Here is an 18667-nt window from a genome sequence, read left to right as displayed (position 1 = left end):
CCTCTCCTTACTCGTCACGCGCAATGGTGGAAGTGCGCTTGATTTTTTGTTGGAGCTGAATCAGGCCGTAAATCAGGGCTTCCGCAGTCGGCGGACAACCCGGCACATAAACGTCTACCGGCACGACGCGGTCGGCACCGCGCACAACGGAATAAGAATAGTGGTAATAGCCGCCGCCGTTGGCACACGAGCCCATAGACAATACCCAGCGCGGCTCGGCGAGCTGGTCATACACGCGGCGCAGTGCAGGTGCCATTTTGTTGGTCAACGTACCTGCCACAATCATCAGGTCGGCCTGACGTGGGGACGGACGGAAAATGATGCCGAAACGGTCAAGGTCATAACGCGCCATACCCGCATGCATCATTTCCACGGCGCAGCAGGCCAAGCCGAAAGTAACCGGCCACAATGAACCGGTACGCATATAGTTCAACACCGTATCCGCGCTGGTGGTGATGAAACCTTTTTTCAAAACGCCTTCTATTCCCATTCCAGCGCACCTTTTTTCCATTCGTAAATAAAGCCTACCGTCAGAACGACGATAAACACTAGCATAGACCAAAAGCCGTACGCGCCCAAATCTTTGAACACAACTGCCCATGGCAACATGAACGCGACCTCCAAATCAAACAGGATGAAGAGGATGGCGACGAGGTAATAGCGCACGTCGAACTTCATCCTTGCGTTCTCAAAGGCTTCAAAACCGCATTCGTAAGCCGCGTCTTTTTCGGCATAGTGACGTTTCGGGCCTAAAATTGTGCCGAGCAAAATAAACAGCACGCCGGCCGCAAGGCCGACGAGGATGAATACGAGGACGGGAAAGTAACTGGCCAACATGGTCGTACCTAACTGGTTGACAGACAAATCTTAAAAATAGATTACCATTTTATCGAATTTCAAAAGCCATTTAAAGGTAAATATCAGCAAATCAGCAAAAAAACCTCAATAAATTCAATAAAGTTATGAGAACAATTCTTATTTGTATTTAATATTTCCAAATTTTAATTTCGGTTTAATTATGTATCATTTAATTTAAATTTTCCGCCTATTCAATTTATGCCCCGAATCCTCCCTCTTTCCGATTCCCAATAAAACATGAGGCCGTCTGAAATAGATTATTTTCAGACGGCCTGCGTACATCACATCCATTTAAATGGAAAAATCAATCGACACCTTTGAGCATGCGGTTCAATACCGGGGCGAGTACCAACAGGATACCACAGGTTACCGCACCGATGGTGGCCAGCATCCAGTAGAAATCCAATGGCGACTGAGCATTGTAGTAGTCTTTAAACAACACTCCGCCCAAGGTAAAGCCGATGGACAATGCCAAGAAATTCAAAGCAACCATTTGTGTTTTGAACATGCTCGGTGCGATTTTGGTAGAAAACGACAGCGAAATCGGCGACAGCATCAGCTCGCCTATCGTAATCGCCAGCAACACCAGCATAAACACGATAATCGGCATCGGGGTTCCGGATGAAATATACGGAATAAAACTCAAATAAGAGACGCCGGTTACCAACATGGCCAGTGCAAACTTCAACGGCGTTTTAGGTTGGCGTTTGCCCATTTTCGTCCACACCGCCGCCATCACGCCGGAAAAGAGGACCACCCACATGGCCTGTATCGAATCTTTCCATGAAACAGGCACGGTAAAGCCGAAGAAAGTACGGTCCACCGTTTCGTCAAAATAAACCGTTGCAACGGTGTACACCTGAAACCAAACCGCCCAGAACATACAAATGGTCAAAAACAGCGGAATATAGGCCACAATATAGCGTTTATTGGCCGCTTCAACGTGGCTGCTGCCCAACAGGCGCGCAAAATAAGCTACGACGGTAACGATAACCACGCCCAAGAGCCAGCGGGAGAAGTTTTCAAGGGTGAGCGCGCCGGAAGCAATCACGCTGCCCAACACCAAAACCAGCAACACGCCGACAGCTATTGCAGTCTGTACCTTTTCAGGACGCAACGGATTGGGAGCCGGCGTATGCGGCAGGTTTTTACGGCCGCGCGAATACCACAACAGGCCGAATGCCATGCCGACAGCCGCCGCAGCGAAACCGTAATGGAAACCCATCCTGTCTTGCAAAATACCGGTCAACAACGGGCCTAAGAAGCCGCCGATATTGATGGAAATATAGAAAATAGAGAAACCGGCATCACGCAATTCGCGCAAGTCTTCCCGTTCATACAAAGAACCGACCATCGAACCGGCAGACGATTTCACACCGCCGCTGCCCAGCGCGATAAACACCAAGCCCAGCAGCAATCCCATCAAACCCGGTACGATCGCCAATAAAATATGGCCGGTCATCACGACGATGCCGGCGATAAACAGGGTACGCTCCGCACCCCAAATGCGGTCGGCCAACCACGCACCGAGAATGGTGGACAGGTAAACGCTGCCGCCGTACGCGCCGACAATGCCGCCGGCCAAGGCTTTATCCATACCCAAACCGCCTTGACTCGCGGTGTAATACAGATAAATCAGCAGGATGCCCTGCATACCGTAAAAGGAAAAACGCTCCCACAGCTCAATATGGAATAGGGTGGATAATTGCAAAGGATGGCCGAAGAAAGTTTTCTCGGCAGAAGACAGCTTTTGACCGGACATTTAATAAGTTCTCCTAATTATATTGGACAGGATTAGGCTTCAGACGGCCTATTGCACCTACCAATCATTTTTATAGAAACTATATATTACCGCCAATCTTTGCATTTGCAAAACATGTTTTAATATTTGCAAAATATTGTTTCTTTCAAACTGAAAAATGCCGTCTGAAATCTTTCAGACGGCATTTTATGTTTTACGGTTTATACGCCTTGTTTCAGGCTGGCTTCGATGAAGCCGTCCAAGTCGCCGTCCAATACGGCTTTGGTATTGCCGACTTCGTAGCCTGTGCGCAAGTCTTTAATGCGCGAGGAGTCCAAAACGTACGAACGGATTTGGCTGCCCCAACCCACATCGGACTTGCCGTCTTCCAATGCCTGTTTCTCTTCGTTGCGTTTGCGCATTTCCAATTCGTACAGTTTGGATTTCAACATTTCCATCGCGGCGGCTTTGTTGGCGTGTTGCGAACGGTCGTTTTGACATTGAACCACGATACCGGTCGGCTCATGGGTAATACGCACGGCGGAGTCGGTTTTGTTAATGTGCTGACCGCCTGCACCGGATGCGCGGTAAGTGTCGATACGCAAATCGGCTGGGTTGATTTCGATTTCGATGGAGTCGTCGATTTCGGGGTAAACAAACACGGATGAAAATGACGTATGGCGTTTGTTGTTCGAGTCAAACGGCGAGTAGCGCACCAAGCGGTGGACACCGGTTTCGGTACGCAGCAGGCCGTAGGCGTATTCACCTTCCACGCGGATGGTAGCGCGGTTGATACCGGCGATTTCGCCGTCGTCTTCTTCAAGGATTTCGATTTTGAAGCCTTTGCGCTCGGCGTAGCGGCTGTACATACGGAACAACATGCCTGCCCAGTCTTCCGCTTCAGTACCACCCGCGCCTGCGGTAATGTCGATAAAGCAGTTGTTCGGGTCGGCAGGCTGGTTGAACATTCGTTTGAATTCGAGGTCGGCCATTTGTTTTTCCAAACCGGCCACATCTTCCTGTACGGCGGCGAAACCTTCTTCATCGTTTTCTTCGACGGCCATTTCGATCAGCATTCGGTTGTCTTCGATGCCTGTGGCGATGTTGTCGAGCGTCAACACGATGCCTTCGAGGATTTTGCGCTCTTTGCCGATTTCTTGGGCGCGTTTGGGGTCGTTCCAGAGTTCCGGGTCTTCGGAGAGGCCGACGACTTCTTCAAGGCGGTCTTTTTTACCTTGATAGTCCATATAGACGCGGATGTCTTCGCTGCGCTTCTCCAAGTCGTTTAGGGTGTTGTTAAGCTGGTTGATTACTTCGGCTTCCATGATTCTTGTGTTCTTTCAAAATTTTAGGGGCGTATTGTAAGGGATTTGCCCGTTTTTTTCCATGACCGGGCCGTCTGAAAATGTGCGGTTTGGATTTTCAGACTGCCTCGGTTTTAAATTTTTCCATCCAAAGCCGCCAGTCGTTGTCTATCGGCGCGTTTACAGTAATCCGGCTGCCGTCTTCTATGCTTTGAAAACTGAGGCTCTGCGCGTGCAACATCAGGCGTTGCGTGCCGATATGTTCGGCAACGGCATGGTTTTGGCGCAAATCGCCGTAGTTGGTGTCGCCGACAATGGGGTGGAAAATGTGTTTCATATGGCGGCGGAGTTGGTGCTTGCGTCCGGTATGCGGCTTGAGTTCGGCCCACGAATAACGCGAGGTCGGATAACGCAGGGCGGATTGGAACGGCAACTCGGTTTGTGCCAGACAGCGGTAGGCGGTTTGCGCTTCCTGCAATGTGGCTTCGGTCTGCGCTTCAGCAATTTTGTCGGGCATATATTTGAGGGCGTAATCAATCAGGCCGTCTGAATGCAGATGACCGCGAACAATCGCCCAATAAGTTTTTTCGATGGTTTTATTTTCAAACTGCTGCGTCAATAACCGTGCGGCTTCCGTATCGAGGGCAAACAGCAAGACGCCGGAAGTCGGGCGGTCCAGGCGGTGGACGGGATAGACGTGCTGCCCGATTTGGTCGCGCAGGGTCTGCACGGCAAAACGGGTTTCATGTTTGTCTAACCAGCTTCGGTGCACCAGCATTCCGGCAGGTTTGTTGACGGCGATGGTGCGGCTGTCGCGGTGGATAATATCGAGCATGGCGGAGCAGTAAAAATAAAAGCAGATATTGTAACGGGCTTTTGAAAATGTGGCAGGTACACTTGCCGCCGAAACCTAACTTTCAGACGGCCCGCTCCTTTCGGGTTACAATACTGCACATAAAAACACGAAGGAAAAGCCGTGAGCCTGCTCAAAAAACTGCCCAAACCCATGCTGCCCGACGAAACCCGCCGCGATATTCAGGCGCGCGAGTCGTATCATGTTTTGAAGATTATTTCTGAATTTGTCGAAGCCGGCGAAGAGTTACGCGCCATTCAGCCAGCCGTCAGCATTTACGGCAGCGCGCGTACGCCTGAAAACCATCCCGACTACGAATTCACATTACGCTTGGCACGTAAACTGTCGGATGCCGGATTTTCCGTGATTTCCGGCGGCGGACCGGGCATTATGGAAGCGGCCAACAAAGGCGCGTTTGCAGGCGCAAGTCCGGCGGTGGGGCTGAATATCGTGTTGCCGCACGAGCAAAAAGCCAATCCGTATCAGGATTTGTCGATTAAATTCCAACACTTCTTCCCACGCAAAGTCATGTTCGTCAAACACGCCGTGGCGTATGTCGTCATGCCCGGCGGTTTCGGCACGTTGGACGAATTGTTTGAAAGCCTGACTTTGGTGCAAACCGGCAAAACGCCCGACCGCCCGATTATCTTAGTGGGCAAAGCATTTTGGGCGGGTTTGTTGGACTGGATACGCGAGCAGTTGCTGGGCAGAAACCTGATTTTGGAAGAGGATTTGAACCTGATCCGAGTCATCGACGACGAAGACGAGATTATCGAAGAAATCTTCGCCCATTACGAAAACCGCTTGGAAGACTTGTCCGAACACCAAAATGCTTGGTCGCTGGGACTGTAAACAACTAAAAGGTTTCAACTAAAAAAGGGCGGTTATCCCACCTACCCTTTGCTTCATTAATAAAGGCCGTCTGAAAATGTTTTCAGACGGCCTTTTATCTTCTTTCAAAGCGTTTAATTGTTTTCCCACTCGACATGCTCACTCAAGAAGCCGCCGCTTTGGTGCGCCCAAAGTTTGGCATACAGGCCTTGTTTCTCGAGCAACTCGGTGTGGCTGCCTTCTTCGATGATGCGGCCTTTGTCCAAGACGATGAGGCGGTCCATCGCAGCGATGGTGGAGAGGCGGTGGGCGATGGCAATCACGGTTTTGCCTTCCATCATTTTGTCGAGGCTTTCTTGGATGGCGGCTTCGACTTCGGAGTCAAGCGCGCTGGTGGCTTCGTCAAGCAATAGAATCGGCGCGTCTTTAAGCATAACGCGGGCGATGGCGATGCGTTGGCGTTGGCCGCCGGAAAGTTTCACGCCGCGTTCGCCAACGTGCGCATCATAGCCGCGTCGGCCTTTGGCATCGCTTAAGTTAGGAATAAAACCGGTGGCCTCGGCGCGTTCGGCGGCAGAAATCATTTCGGCTTCGGTCGCATCGGGACGACCGTAGATAATGTTGTCGCGCACGGAGCGGTGCAGCAGGGAGGTATCTTGCGTCACCAAACCGATTTGGGCGCGCAGACTTTCTTGGGTAACGCTGTCCACGTTTTGGCCGTCGATCGAAATCGTGCCGCTTTGCGGTTCGTAAAAGCGCAGGAGCAGGTTGACGATGGTGGATTTGCCCGCGCCGCTGCGGCCGATCAAGCCGACTTTTTCGCCGGGTTTGATGTTCAGATTAAAGCCGTTGAGGAGCGGTTTGCCTGCTTCGTAGGAGAAATCGACGTGATCAAACTTGATTTCGCCTCGGGTGACTTTAAGCGGCAGGGCTTGCGGTTTGTCGAGGATGGTGTGGGGTTTGGACAGGGTAGCCATGCCGTCGTTGACGGTACCGATGTTTTCAAACAATCGGGCGGATTCCCACATGATGTATTGCGACAAACCGTTCACACGCAATGCCATGGCCGTGGCGGTGGCTACCGCGCCTACGCCGACTTGGCCGTGATACCAAAGCCAAATACCCAAGGCGGTCGTACCGACGGTCAGCGAGCTGTTGACGATAAAACTGCAGGTATGCAGCAGCGTTGCCAAACGCATTTGGGCATGGACGGTTACCATAAACTCTTCCATCGACTGCTTGGCATAAGCGGCCTCGCGTGCGCCGTGGGAGAAGAGTTTGACAGTAGCGATATTGGAATAGGCGTCGGTAATGCGGCCGGTCATCAACGAGCGCGCATCAGCTTGGCGTGCAGCGGTTTTGCCGAGTTTGGGAATCAGGAAGCGCATAATCATCGCGAATCCAATCATCCAGCAGATAAACGGCACGATAAGCCAGGCATCGAATGAGGACAGAATCACGCCGGAAGTGATGAAGTACACCAGCACATACACAACCATATCGGCGACGGTCATCACGACATCGCGCAGCGCCAGCGCGGTTTGCATCACTTTGGCGGACACGCGTCCTGCAAATTCGTCCTGATAAAAGCCCAGGCTTTGACCCAGCATCAGGCGGTGGAAATTCCAGCGCAGGCGCATGGGGAACACGCCTTGCAGGGTTTGCAGGCGCACACTGGACGCGAAAAAGGTCCAAACGGCAAAAAATGCCACCATGGCCATCATGCCGATTAAAGCATGGCCTTTTTCAACAAAAAGCGTTTGCGGCGTATAAGTGCCGAGCCAGTCGACCACCTTGCCCATAAATTGGAACATCAAGGCTTCCATGATGCCGACACCGACCGTAAATACGGCCAACACGGCAATCCATTTGCGCACGCCTTCAATGTTGCTCCAAATAAACCGCCACAACCCTTTTTCTGGCGTTTTCGGCGCGGCTTCTGGATAAGGGTCGATGCGGGACTCGAACCATGAGAATATTTTTTTAATCATTGTTTTTACAAATGTGATAAGACGGTCAGGCCGTCTGAAAAGAGGTGTTCAAATACATTCAAGACTGTATTTTACGGGAAAAATCCGACTGATGACAGCGGATACCGTCAGTCCGATCAAACCAATCTATCGGCTTGACCATCTAAAAATCCATTTTCTTTGCATAAAACAAAGGCCGTCTGAAAGTTTTCAGACGGCCTTTGCTGAATTTAGGTTGCCCTTAAAAATCACTCTTTACGTTGACGGCCCAAATCGGCAGCGGCAGTAAACAAAACGTCGGTGGAAGAGTTCAACGCAGTTTCTGCAGAGTCTTGAATCACGCCGATGATGAAGCCGACGGCAACCACCTGCATGGCCACATCGTTATCGATACCGAACAGGCTGCACGCCAAAGGAATCAGCAGCAACGAGCCACCGGCCACACCGGATGCACCGCACGCGCTGACAGTTGCCACCAGGCTCAGCAGCAGGGCAGTGGCGAAGTCAACCGTAATGCCTTGCGTGTACGCCGCAGCCATCGCCAAAACGGTAATGGTGATTGCCGCACCGGCCATATTGATGGTCGCACCCAATGGAATGGAGATGGAGTAAGTGTCTTCGTGCAAACCCAGTTTTTTCGCCAATGCCATATTCACAGGGATATTGGCGGCGGAAGAACGGGTAAAGAAGGCATACACGCCACTTTCACGCAGGCAGGTAAACACCAGCGGGAAAGGGTTGCGGCGGATTTGCGTCCACACAATAATCGGGTTGACCACCAAAGCGATAAACAGCATACAGCCGAGCAATACGGCCAACAGCTGCATATAACCGGCAAGCGCTTCAAAACCGGTTTCCGCAATGGTAGAAGACACCAAGCCGAAAATACCCAGCGGCGCAAAACGGATAATCCATTTCACAACGGTCGAAACGGTATCGGCCAAATCGGCCGCCACTTGGCGGGTCGTATCCGAACCGTGATGGCGCAAAGCCGCGCCCAATACCAAAGCCCAAGCCAAAATGCCGATATAGTTGGCATTGGCCAGCGCGTTAATCGGGTTGGCCACCAAATTCATCAGCAGCGTTTTCAACACTTCGATAATGCCGGAAGGCGGCGCAACGGACACATCGCCGGCCGTACGCAGAATCAGCGTGGTCGGGAATGCCATGCTGGCGACAACCGCCACCACAGCGGCTGCAAACGTACCAAAAATATACAAAATCAAAATCGGTTTGATGTGGGCCTGATTGCCTTTTTGGTGTTGCGCAATGGCAGCAGTCACCAAAACAAATACCAAAATCGGCGCGATAGCCTTAAGCGCACCGACAAACAGGCTGCCCAGCAGTCCTGCGCTGATACCGACTTGCGGCGCAACTGCGCCCACAAGAATACCTAAAACCAAGCCGATGGCGATTTGTACCACCAGGCTGACGCTGTTGATCGCGTTTAAAAGCGGATTGCCACTTGCCATATCCGTTCCTTCAATTTAAAGATATGTTAAAAAAGTCTTACATTCTAAAATAAAAAATCATTTGTCGGCGAGGTTTTCATGCACACCTCACAAAAACAGCATTAAAGTTTAGCATTTATGACACAGTTGGCACTTTATACCAAAAATACAGTCAAACCCGCTCAAACCCTACTTTAAAGTATGCCCATACCGTTGCTTTACTTCTCTATATCTTGCTTTCAGACGGCCTGAAATCTGCGCCATAAGGCCGAATACAAAGGCAACTTCATCAATCAAAATACAAAAACATAAATATTACAATCAGATAGAAACAAACCAAAATCCGCCCTTACGTTACATTTTGCAACATTATCGCGCTAAATTTCCGTTTATAACCATAGCCTGAAACCTTGCAGAAATAATGTTAAAATCCCCAAACTGAAGAATTGTCGCTGTCGAACACACATCATGACCAAACTGACCTACCCTGTTTTATTTGCATCATTGGCGCTCGCCTACGGACACGCGTTGGCAGTAGATACTTCCGTTCCCAAAGCGGAAGACTACGAGGCTATTCCCGAATCCGAAATGCCCAAGCAGCCCAAAGACGACCAAACAGGCAAACTCAAGCCCAAATTTCCCGTCAAAATCGACACCCAAGACAGCGAAGTCAAAGAAATGCTTGAAGAATACCTGCCGCTGATTACCCAGCAGCAGGACGAAGAGCTGGACAAAGAGCAGGTCGGCTTCCTTGCCGAAGAGGCGCCCGACAACGTCAAAACCATGCTCCGAACCAAAGGCTACTTCAACAGCAACGTCAATATTCAAGACCACGGTGAAAGCTACACCGTCAACGTCACCCCCGGCCCGCGCACCAAAATCGACAACGTCAGCGTGGCCATCCTCGGCGACGTATTGAATGACGACAACTTGGCCGAATACTACCAAAATGCGATGGAAAACTGGCAACAGCCCGTTGGCGAAAACTTCGACCAAGACGGCTGGAGTGCAAGTAAAACCTCCGTCCTCAGCGCGGTAACACGCAAAAAATACCCTTTGGCGAAACTCACTACCACCCAAGCCACCATCAATCCCAATACCCAAAAAGCCGATTTGAACGTCATCGTAGAGAGCAACCGCCCCATTTACTTTGGCGAGTTCCAAATTACCGGCACACGCCGCTACCCTGAGAGCGTGGTTTCCGGCATGGCGCGCTTCCAACCCGGTTCGCCTTACGACTTAGACAAAATCCTCGACCTGCAACAGGCGCTCGAGCAAAACGGCCACTATTCCGGCGCGTCCGTACAAGCCGACTTCGATCAACTGCAAGGCGACCGCGTTCCCGTCAAAATCAACGTGACCGAAGTCAAACGCCACAAACTGGAAACCGGTATCCGCTACGACTCCGAATACGGAATCGGCGGCCGCATCGCCTACGACTATTACAACCTCTTTAACAAAGGCTACATCGGTTCCATCGTTTGGGACATGGACAAATACGAAACCACGCTGGCCGCCGGTATCAGCCAACCGCGCAACAACCGCGGCAACTACTGGACCAGCAACGTTTCCTACAACCGCTCGACCACGCAAAACCTTGAAAAACGCGCCCTGTCCAGCGGCATTTGGTATGTCCGCGACCGCAACAATATCGATGCCCGCTTCGGCCTCGAATTCATTACCGAAGACCGCAAGGTCCCCGACACCAGCTACGATTTAGGCCGAAGCCATGCCACCATGCTGACCGCTTCATGGAAACGGCAAAGCATCGAAACCGAGCTGCATCCTCAAAACGGCTACTACCTCGACGGCAAAATCGGCTCGACCTTGGGCAAATTCCTCTCCTCCACCCAAATGGCACGCGCTACGGCACGCGCAGGCTATTTCTTCACACCTGAAAACAAAAAAATCGGTACATTCATCGTACGCGGACAGGCAGGCTACGTTTATGCCCGCGAAGGCGAAGAAGTGCCGTCCAGCCTGATGTTCCGCACCGGTGGCGCAACTTCTGTACGCGGTTACGAACTCGACAGCATCGGCTTGACCGGCCCCAACGGCTCCGTCCTGCCGCAACGCGCCTTGGTGGTCGGCAGCCTCGAATATCAATTCCCGGTCACCAAAAGCTTCTCCGGCGCCATCTTCCACGATGTCGGCGATGCGACAAGCAACTTCAAACACATGACCTTAAAACACGGTACCGGTTTGGGCGTGCGCTGGTTTAGCCCGGTTGCGCCGTTCTCCTTCGACATTGCCTACGGCCACCACGACAAAAAAATCCGCTGGCACATCAGCTTGGGCACAAGGTTTTAACAAACATACTCACCATCCATTCTTTCAGACGGCCTAAGTCATTCCAGGCCGTCTGAACAACAGACAAACAGAAAAATATCATGACCGATACTGCAAACACTTCCACGCCGTCTGAACAACAGCCCGCCCCGCCAAAGCGCAAAAAACGCCTGTTGCGCGGCTTTGTCCTGTCCGCCTTGGGCGTATTGACCGTTTCCGCCGGCGCGATCGGCTGGCTGGTCGGTACGGAATCGGGTTTGCGTTTCGGTTTGTACAAAATCCCGTCATGGTTCGGCGTCAAAATCTCTTCGGACACACTGAAAGGCACGCTGATTGAAGGTTTTGAAGGCGACAAATGGTTGATTGAAACAGACGGTGCGGACATCAAAATCAGCAGCTTCCGTTTTGATTGGAAACCGTCCGAGCTGTTCCGTCCGTCTTTGCATATTACCGAAGTCGTGGCCGGCGACATCGCCATCGTGACCAAGCGCACGCCGCCCAAAGAAGAAGAGCCGTCAAAAGGCCTGCCCGACAGCATAGACTTGCCCGTTACCGCCTATCTCGACCGTTTGGAAACCGGCAAAATCAGCGTGGGCAAGCGTTTTGACAAGCAGACCGTCTATCTCGACCATCTGCACGCGGCCTATCATTACGACAAAAAAGAACACCGCCTCCACATCAAAACCGCCGATACGCCCTGGAGCAGCTCGACAGGCGCGGTGGTGCTCGGTTTGAACAAACCTTACGTCCTCAATACCGCCATCTACACCAAAGGCCAGCTTGAGGGCGAAACCATACACGGCACGGTGCGCCTGTGGGGCAGCCTGCAAGACGTGTACACCGACCTGCTGCTCGACGGCGACAACGTTCATTTGTCTGCCCAATCCACCATCCACCCATTCGCCGACAGCCTCAACGAAACCGTCGGCGAAATCCTGGTTAAAGGTTCCAACATCAATCCGCAGGCCTTCCTGCCCACCCTGCCCAAAGCACGTCTGAATTTCGATGCCACCACCATTCCGTCCTTTACAGACGGCGTTGCACTGGAAGGCTCGATTGACTTGGAAAACGACCAAGCCGGTTTTGCCGATGAAAACCATATCCCCGTCAAACGCATCCTCGGCGAATTCATCGTCGACGACAAAGGCACGGTCAAAATCGAAGACATCGGCGTCGGCCTGCTCAAAGACGGCAGCATTGATGTATCCGGCTCTATCGACACCGCCCAAGACCAGCTCAAACTCGCACTGGGCATCAACAATACCGGCGCGGACGACTTTGTCCGTCAAAACATCGCAGGCCGTCTGAATGGCAGCATCGACGTCAAAGGCGAAACCTCCTCCCCCGTCGTCAACTGGAATCTCGACAGCGGATTTGCGCGCACAGACGGCATGCTGTTTTTCCAAACCGACAAACAGCTCGGCCAGCGCACACTCAAGCTCGACAAAGTCCGTCTGGTTCCGCAAAACGGCGGCGAACTCAACGCCAAAGGCTCGCTCGAACTCTTCAAAGACCGCAAACTGCAACTGGACATCGTCAGCAAAGCCTTCAACCCTGCGCGCATCGATCCGCAGCTTCCGCAAGGCAGCGTCAACGGCAACATCAACTTGACCGGCATACTGGCGCAAGAAAAATTCGCTGGCAAAATGCAGTTTGCACCGAGTACGCTCAACGGCGTTCCGCTCAGCGGCAAAGCCGACGTCGCCTATGAAAACAAACACCTCTCGCGCGCCCTGACCGACCTGACCCTCGGCAGCAACGTCATCAAAACCAACGGCAGCTTCGGCAAAAAAGGCGACCGCCTCAACCTCAACATTACCGCCCCCGATTTGTCGCGTTTCGGCTTCGGCTTGGGCGGCCTGCTCAACGCGCACGGCTACATCTCCGGCAGTTTTTCAGACGGCCTCAAAACCCTTGAAGCCGATTTGAACGGCGAAGCGCGCAACTTCAAAGTCGCTGATGCCGTCAACATTCGCACCCTCGACTTCAAGCTCAAAGGTTCGCCCGACACCAACCGTCCGTTGAGTGCCGACATCAAAGGCGAACACATCGCCGTCTCCGGCGGCGCGGCCATGATCGACAACGTCAACCTGCTCATCAGCGGCACAGGCTCGCACCACCACATCCGCGGCAACAGCAACATGGCGGTGGACAACAAACGCTATAAGCTCGACCTCGACGCCGCCGGCGGCCTCAACAAAGACCAAACCCAATGGAAAGGCACGGTCGACACGCTCGACATCAGCGGCGCATTCAACCTCAAACTGCAAAACCGCCTCAACCTCGAAGCCGGCAGCGAACGCGTCTCCCTCAGCAGTGCACGCTGGGCGGCCATGGGCGGCAGCCTCAACCTGCAAAATTTCGTTTGGGACAAAAAAGCCGGCATTACCAGCAAAGGCAGCGCGCAAAATCTGCACATTACCGAATTGCACAACTTCTATACCCCGCCCATCGAACACAACCTCGTCTTGGGCGGTGACTGGGATTTGGCGTACAGTCAAAACGCGCGCGGCTTCCTCAACATCAGCCGTCAAAGCGGCGACATCATCCTGCCGAGCAAAGACCCGAAAAACAAACAGCCTTTGGGACTTTCCGCGCTCGCCCTGCGCACCCGTTTCCAAAACGGCCGCATCGACAGCACGCTGGAAGGCAACACCCGCTTCGGCAAAGTTGACGGCACGCTCGGCATCGCCCAACAGTTCGGCAACAACATCAACAACGCCCCCGTCAGCGGCAAGGTCAATATCAGCGTTCCCGATTTGGGCTCGCTCAAATTCTTTATGCCGGCCACAGCCCAAGGCATTGCAGGCCGTCTGAACGCGACCGCCACCATCGGCGGCCGACTCGGTTCGCCTACCGTCAACAGCAACCTCGACCTCCAAACCAATTACGGCCGGGCCGACGGTACCGTCAACATCGGTCAGGGCAGCAGCTTCGACACCGCCCCCCTGAGCGGCAAACTCAACCTGAACGTCGCCAACCTCGAAGTCTTCCGCAACTTCCTGCCCGTCGGCCAAACCCTCAAAGGCCGTCTGAACGCCGCCGTCAGCTTGGCAGGCCGTCTGAATGATCCGCAACTGAGCGGCCTGATTAACGGCGACAACCTCTATTACCGCCATCAAACCCAAGGCCTGATTCTCGACAACGGCGTATTGCGTTCGCGCCTGCAGGGTCAAAAATGGGTAATCGACAGCCTCAAATTCCACCGTGGCGGCACGATTGAGCTCAAAGGCGCGGTCAACCTTGCCAACGCCAACCCCGATGTCGACGTGGACATCGTCTTCGACAAATACCGCACCCTCTCGCGTCCAAACCGCCAACTGCAGCTCTCCGGCGCGGCCAAAGTCCTCTACAATCCGGAAAAAGGCGTCTCGCTCAACGGCACGCTCAACACCGACTACGGCAGGTTTGGTTCGCAAAAATCCTCCATGCCGACCCTCGATGACGACGTGGTTGTACTGGGCGAAACCAAAAAAGAAGCAACGGCCACCACGCCGATTAATCTGAACCTTGTCTTGAACATCAACGACAATGTCCGCTTTGTCGGCTACGGCGCAGACGTTACCATCGGCGGCAAACTAACCATCACGTCCCGCCCGGGCGAAGCCGTCCAAGGCGTCGGCACTGTGCGCGTTGTCAAAGGCCGTTACAAAGCCTACGGCCAAGACCTCGACATCACCAAAGGCGCGGTTTCCTTCGTCGGCCCACTGACCGATCCGAACCTCAACATCCGTGCCGAACGCCGCCTCTCCCCAGTCGGCGCAGGTGTCGAAGTTCTCGGCAGCCTCACCAATCCGCGCGTAACCCTAGTTGCCAAAGAAGCCATGAGCGAAAAAGACAAACTCTCCTGGCTCATCCTCAACCGTGCCAGCAGCGGCAGCGACGGCGACAACGCCACACTCTCCGCCGCCGCCAGCGCATTGCTTGCCGGTCAAGTCAACGACCGCATCGGCCTTGTCGATGATTTGGGCTTTACCAGCAAACGCAGCCGCAACGCCCAAACCGGCGAGCTCAACCCTGCCGAACAAGTCCTGACCGTCGGCAAACAGCTCACCAACAACCTCTACGTAGGTTACGAATATGGCATCTCCAGCGCCGAACAATCCGTCAAACTCGTGTACCAACTGACCCGCGCCATCCAAGCCATTGCCCGCATCGGCACACGCTCATCCGGCGGCGAATTGAAATACACCATCCGCTTTGACAACTGGTTCGGCAAAGACGAACCCGAGCCGGAAGAACAACACTAAAAGCCGTGAAAAAGGCCGTCTGAAATTCATCTTTCAGACGGCCTTTATCTTGTTCTACCGTATTAGAATCTTTCTCCCATGCCTCAAAAGACAAAGGCCAACGGCGCAAGTTTGAAAATAAAGGCAACTAAAAAAGTGAGCGGCCAGCCACGGCTTATTCAAGATTAGCGATAAATCAAGCGGACACAAAAAGGCCGTCTGAAACGGACAGGGGTAGGTTTCAGACGGCCTTTTTTGAATCATCGAAACATCTTATGCATGGCGTTGCTGATTAATGCGAGCTGTTTCTTATATTCGCGGCAACGGGGACAGAGCGACAGGTGCACGGCAAGGGCAATGCGGTTAAAAAGACTGAGACGCACTTGGTCTTGCTGTTTGGAAATCAGATCGGTTATTTTGCGGCATTTTTTCATGGCATTTTCCTGTCAGACATGGGAGAACCATTTGATTTGCAAACACTGGCGCAAAGTTTCACGAGCGCGGTGCATGATGGTGTGGTAGTTGGCATGGCTGATGCCGCATTGCTCGCGGATTTCATCGCTTGAAAAACCGAGAATCTCTTTCATGGTAAACACGCGGGCGGTGTTTTCCGGCAGATGGTAGAGGCAGGTCTGCAAAACTTGATAGAACTCTTTATTGTTCAAACTGGCTTCGGGCGAGTCCCAACCCTGAGGCTGTCCTTCGTCCGTCCAATGCCCGTCAGCGGCAAAATGTCCTTCAAAGGCTTCATCCAAAGCTTCTTCGTCGCGCGTGACGAAAACTTGGCGTTGCCGCCCGATTTGGCGCAGGCAGTCGGTAATTTTGTTTTTTAAGATTGCAAACAGCCAGCTGCTCACTTGGGCGCCGCCTTTAAAACCCTCGGCCGCGCGGTAGGCGGAAAGCATGGTTTCCTGTACGAGGTCTTCCGCCAAATCGGGGCGGTCGGGCAGCTGGATATGGGCAAAGCGCAGCAACAGTTTGCGAGATTCGGCAAGCTCGGCATCGGTCAGTTCGGGTAGGGCCATAATGTATCAGTATGAAAGGAATGATCAATATGCTTCTGATTTTACGCTGATACGGCAAGAGCATGCGATTGAATCTATAAACGATTTCAGTAGTATTTTTGTTTCGCCGAAACCGACTGCGCCCGTTTCAGACGGCCTTGATTTATGCCGCAACCAAAATGCCCTGTTCCAGCCAATCCGTCCATTTTTGCCTTAATGCGTCCTGCCAAGCGTTTTCAGACGGCATGAACTCTGCCAGCATGGTTTGCAGGCCGTTTAGGGAAGTGGGCGTCTCTGCCAGCGTTTCCAGCAATAAGGCGTCGAAATCGTCGAGCGTTTGATACATCACGTCGTCTTCCTTATCACGCCACACCAAAACAGCAGTTTCCGCCTCCTGCAATTCGTCCGTCACGTCATACTGATAACGGCGCACAAAGGCGGCGGGAGAAAGGGTGTGCGCCAAATCGTCTGAATCGGCATAGGTTGTTCGGCTGTCGGTCTGAGCGGTTTCGGCAAGCAGCTGGGTATGTTCAAAGTCCATCAATGCCAAGAGGTCGTCTGAAAGCGGCAGGCTTTGGCAATATTGGAGGAACTCGCCGGGAATTTCTTGAAAATAGGGCGTTTGGGGGCGCGCATCGCGGACGAAACCTTCTTTCAGACGGCCCCATTCTTCGCTGTCAAAATATTGCAGCGTTTCGGTATAGCAGCGGTCGATAAAGCTGTGAATATTGTTGCGTATCAGGCGGATATAGACGTTTAAGCGGTCTTGCGGCAATCCGTCTGCGGCTTCGCCTTCGCGTATGGCTTGGGCAAATCGGTGTTGGTATTGAGCGGAGGTTTCAGGCTGCACGGCGGTATTCCTTTCCGGCACGCGTTTGATAGTCGGCGATTTTGGCGACCTCGGCTTCGAGTTCGCCAAAAGGCGGAAAATTGAAATCGCGTTCCAACAGAGTAGGCGGAATCGTCGGCAGCTTGGCATAGGCCAGTTCGAGCAAATCCCAAACGGTCGGCAATACCGCCGCGCCGTGGGTATCAATCAACAATTCCGGCGTTTCCACATCATGTCCGGCAATATGGATATAGCACACGCGCCCTGCATCCACATTTTCCAAAAAGGCTTCAGGCGACAACAGGCCGTGATTGACGGCGTTGACGTAAATATTGTTTACATCCAAATGAATGCCGCAGTCGGCTTCACGGGCAACCGCGTTGAGGAACTCAACTTCGTTCATCTCGGCAAGCGGAGAATGCAGGTAGTAGGACGTGTTTTCTACGGCAATACGGCAGCCCAACCGGTCTTGCACTTCGCGGATACGGCGCGCGGTATGTTGCACCATTTCTTCAGTGAAAGGCAGTGGCAACAAATCGTAAAGATGACCACCATCATGGCAGTAGCTCAAATGATCGGAGAAAAACGTGCAATCATAACGGCGCATCATTTCTTTGATTCCGTCTATCAAGGCGGTATCCAACGGGGCTTGTCCGCCCAGCGACATGGATAATCCGTGCAACGCCAGCGGCAGCCGTTCCGCCACGCGGTCAAACTGTTTGCGCGCCCTGCCGCCCATTTTCAGCCAATTTTCGGGGGCGGCTTCGATAAAGCGTATCGGGCTGTCGTCTGAAAGCGAGAGGAAGTCTTCCGCCAAGTCGCGGCGGTAGCCCAAGCCTGCGTGTTGAATCATAGTGATGTCCTGTTATGGTGCCGTATGAACGACAAAGTCGCATTTTCGTTTATAAAATGCGACTTTGTTAAAGGTATGTTGCAGGATTATTTAGAACCGCATTTACCTTCGCCGCATTTGCCTTCTACTACTTTGGCAGCTTTGGCTTTAGATGCTTTGCCTTTTTTGGCGTGTGCTTTTTTCATGGCTGCGCCGCAAGAACCTTCACCGGCTTTGGCAGCGGCGCCGCAAGTACCTTCGGCAGCTTTAACAGTTTTCTCAACGGCCACGTCGCTGGCGGCTTTATCAGCGGCAACAACACCGGCAGCCAAAGACAGGGACAGTGCACCGGCCAAAGCAGCAGCTACATTTTTTTTCATTTCAACTTCCTTTTTAAAATATGGGTTTTAAAACAAATCAAGGGATAATATCGGGCATTTAAAGTCGGCCCGCGACCATTAATCCTTAAAGATAAT

The 18667-nt window shown here is 52.8% G+C and carries 15 protein-coding genes; 3 read left to right on the top strand and 12 right to left on the bottom strand.

Features of this window, described 5'->3' with window-relative positions; all coding sequences use genetic code 11:
• Positions 1–7 precede the first annotated feature (7 nt).
• The 5 genes from ACTHSA_RS08170 to truC all read right to left on the bottom strand — a co-directional run bounded on the left by ACTHSA_RS08170 (position 8) and on the right by truC (position 4738).
• Positions 8–490, bottom strand: coding sequence for a NuoB/complex I 20 kDa subunit family protein (locus tag ACTHSA_RS08170; RefSeq protein ID WP_002215610.1), 483 nt, complete (start codon positions 488–490; stop codon positions 8–10).
• Entirely contained in the window at positions 481–837 is a 357-nt protein-coding gene (locus ACTHSA_RS08165; protein WP_003686600.1) for an NADH-quinone oxidoreductase subunit A, read from the bottom strand. The genes ACTHSA_RS08170 and ACTHSA_RS08165 overlap by 10 nt, the downstream gene beginning before the upstream one ends.
• Before the next feature lie 325 nt (positions 838–1162).
• Positions 1163–2620, bottom strand: a complete 1458-nt coding sequence (locus tag ACTHSA_RS08160) for an oligopeptide:H+ symporter (protein ID WP_070624904.1) — start codon at positions 2618–2620, stop codon at positions 1163–1165.
• A 200-nt stretch (positions 2621–2820) separates the two neighbouring features.
• Positions 2821–3924 carry a peptide chain release factor 2 gene (gene prfB, locus ACTHSA_RS08155; protein WP_070624902.1) on the bottom strand — a complete coding sequence of 368 codons (1104 nt, stop codon included), beginning with the start codon at positions 3922–3924 and terminating at the stop codon, positions 2821–2823.
• A 97-nt stretch (positions 3925–4021) separates the two neighbouring features.
• Positions 4022–4738: a tRNA pseudouridine(65) synthase TruC gene (gene truC, locus ACTHSA_RS08150; protein WP_070624900.1), complete on the bottom strand. Its 717-nt coding sequence runs from the start codon at positions 4736–4738 to the stop codon at positions 4022–4024.
• A gap of 141 nt (positions 4739–4879) precedes the next feature.
• Between truC and ACTHSA_RS08145 the strand changes: the two genes are divergently transcribed.
• Positions 4880–5608, top strand: coding sequence for a TIGR00730 family Rossman fold protein (locus ACTHSA_RS08145; protein WP_003686578.1), 729 nt, complete (start codon positions 4880–4882; stop codon positions 5606–5608).
• Positions 5609–5721: 113 nt separating this feature from the next.
• Here the strand turns inward: ACTHSA_RS08145 and ACTHSA_RS08140 are convergent, their stop codons facing one another.
• Both ACTHSA_RS08140 and sstT read right to left on the bottom strand, forming a co-directional pair.
• The gene (locus ACTHSA_RS08140; protein WP_004519144.1) at positions 5722–7578 is read right to left on the bottom strand and encodes an ABC transporter ATP-binding protein; all 1857 of its coding nucleotides are present in this window, start codon (positions 7576–7578) and stop codon (positions 5722–5724) included.
• Between the two features lie 227 nt (positions 7579–7805).
• Complete coding sequence (gene sstT, locus ACTHSA_RS08135; RefSeq protein ID WP_004519145.1) at positions 7806–9029, bottom strand: serine/threonine transporter SstT; 1224 nt, start codon at positions 9027–9029, stop codon at positions 7806–7808.
• 447 nt (positions 9030–9476) lie between these two features.
• Here sstT and ACTHSA_RS08130 point away from each other — a divergent pair, with 447 nt between their 5' ends.
• Entirely contained in the window at positions 9477–11318 is a 1842-nt protein-coding gene (locus ACTHSA_RS08130) for an autotransporter assembly complex protein TamA (protein ID WP_070624898.1), read from the top strand.
• An 80-nt stretch (positions 11319–11398) separates the two neighbouring features.
• Positions 11399–15547, top strand: coding sequence for a translocation/assembly module TamB domain-containing protein (locus ACTHSA_RS08125; RefSeq protein ID WP_070624896.1), 4149 nt, complete (start codon positions 11399–11401; stop codon positions 15545–15547).
• Positions 15548–15786: 239 nt separating this feature from the next.
• Here the strand turns inward: ACTHSA_RS08125 and ACTHSA_RS08120 are convergent, their stop codons facing one another.
• From ACTHSA_RS08120 to ACTHSA_RS08100, 5 genes are all read right to left on the bottom strand, one after another.
• Complete coding sequence (locus ACTHSA_RS08120; protein ID WP_003747841.1) at positions 15787–15960, bottom strand: hypothetical protein; 174 nt, start codon at positions 15958–15960, stop codon at positions 15787–15789.
• Between the two features lie 12 nt (positions 15961–15972).
• On the bottom strand, positions 15973–16551 hold the full coding sequence (locus ACTHSA_RS08115) for a sigma-70 family RNA polymerase sigma factor (RefSeq protein WP_070837220.1): 579 nt from the start codon (positions 16549–16551) through the stop codon (positions 15973–15975).
• Between the two features lie 142 nt (positions 16552–16693).
• Complete coding sequence (locus ACTHSA_RS08110) at positions 16694–17380, bottom strand: HvfC family RiPP maturation protein (RefSeq protein WP_440366968.1); 687 nt, start codon at positions 17378–17380, stop codon at positions 16694–16696.
• Complete coding sequence (locus ACTHSA_RS08105; RefSeq protein ID WP_440366970.1) at positions 17370–18212, bottom strand: HvfB family MNIO-type RiPP peptide maturase; 843 nt, start codon at positions 18210–18212, stop codon at positions 17370–17372. Before ACTHSA_RS08105 ends, ACTHSA_RS08110 begins: the two co-directional genes overlap by 11 nt.
• A gap of 86 nt (positions 18213–18298) precedes the next feature.
• Entirely contained in the window at positions 18299–18571 is a 273-nt protein-coding gene (locus ACTHSA_RS08100) for a hypothetical protein (RefSeq protein WP_049333024.1), read from the bottom strand.
• Positions 18572–18667: the final 96 nt, after the last annotated feature.

This window comes from Neisseria sp. P0008.S002 (assembly GCF_051962805.1).
Classification (GTDB): Bacteria; Pseudomonadota; Gammaproteobacteria; order Burkholderiales; family Neisseriaceae; genus Neisseria; species Neisseria perflava.
Note: the sequence above shows the minus strand (reverse complement) of the source record. Positions and strands in the feature narration are given on the sequence as shown.

Bases quoted from the DNA above. Each gene is read 5' to 3' on its own strand.
- ACTHSA_RS08170 (WP_002215610.1), bottom strand. From the start codon at position 490: ATGGGAATAGAAGGCGTTTTGAAAAAAGGTTTCATCACCACCAGCGCG.
- ACTHSA_RS08165 (WP_003686600.1), bottom strand. From the start codon at position 837: ATGTTGGCCAGTTACTTTCCCGTCCTCGTATTCATCCTCGTCGGCCTT.
- ACTHSA_RS08160 (WP_070624904.1), bottom strand. From the start codon at position 2,620: ATGTCCGGTCAAAAGCTGTCTTCTGCCGAGAAAACTTTCTTCGGCCAT.
- prfB (WP_070624902.1), bottom strand. From the start codon at position 3,924: ATGGAAGCCGAAGTAATCAACCAGCTTAACAACACCCTAAACGACTTG.
- truC (WP_070624900.1), bottom strand. From the start codon at position 4,738: ATGCTCGATATTATCCACCGCGACAGCCGCACCATCGCCGTCAACAAA.
- ACTHSA_RS08140 (WP_004519144.1), bottom strand. From the start codon at position 7,578: ATGATTAAAAAAATATTCTCATGGTTCGAGTCCCGCATCGACCCTTAT.
- sstT (WP_004519145.1), bottom strand. From the start codon at position 9,029: ATGGCAAGTGGCAATCCGCTTTTAAACGCGATCAACAGCGTCAGCCTG.
- ACTHSA_RS08130 (WP_070624898.1), top strand. From the start codon at position 9,477: ATGACCAAACTGACCTACCCTGTTTTATTTGCATCATTGGCGCTCGCC.
- ACTHSA_RS08125 (WP_070624896.1), top strand. From the start codon at position 11,399: ATGACCGATACTGCAAACACTTCCACGCCGTCTGAACAACAGCCCGCC.
- ACTHSA_RS08120 (WP_003747841.1), bottom strand. From the start codon at position 15,960: ATGAAAAAATGCCGCAAAATAACCGATCTGATTTCCAAACAGCAAGAC.
- ACTHSA_RS08115 (WP_070837220.1), bottom strand. From the start codon at position 16,551: ATGGCCCTACCCGAACTGACCGATGCCGAGCTTGCCGAATCTCGCAAA.
- ACTHSA_RS08105 (WP_440366970.1), bottom strand. From the start codon at position 18,212: ATGATTCAACACGCAGGCTTGGGCTACCGCCGCGACTTGGCGGAAGAC.
- ACTHSA_RS08100 (WP_049333024.1), bottom strand. From the start codon at position 18,571: ATGAAAAAAAATGTAGCTGCTGCTTTGGCCGGTGCACTGTCCCTGTCT.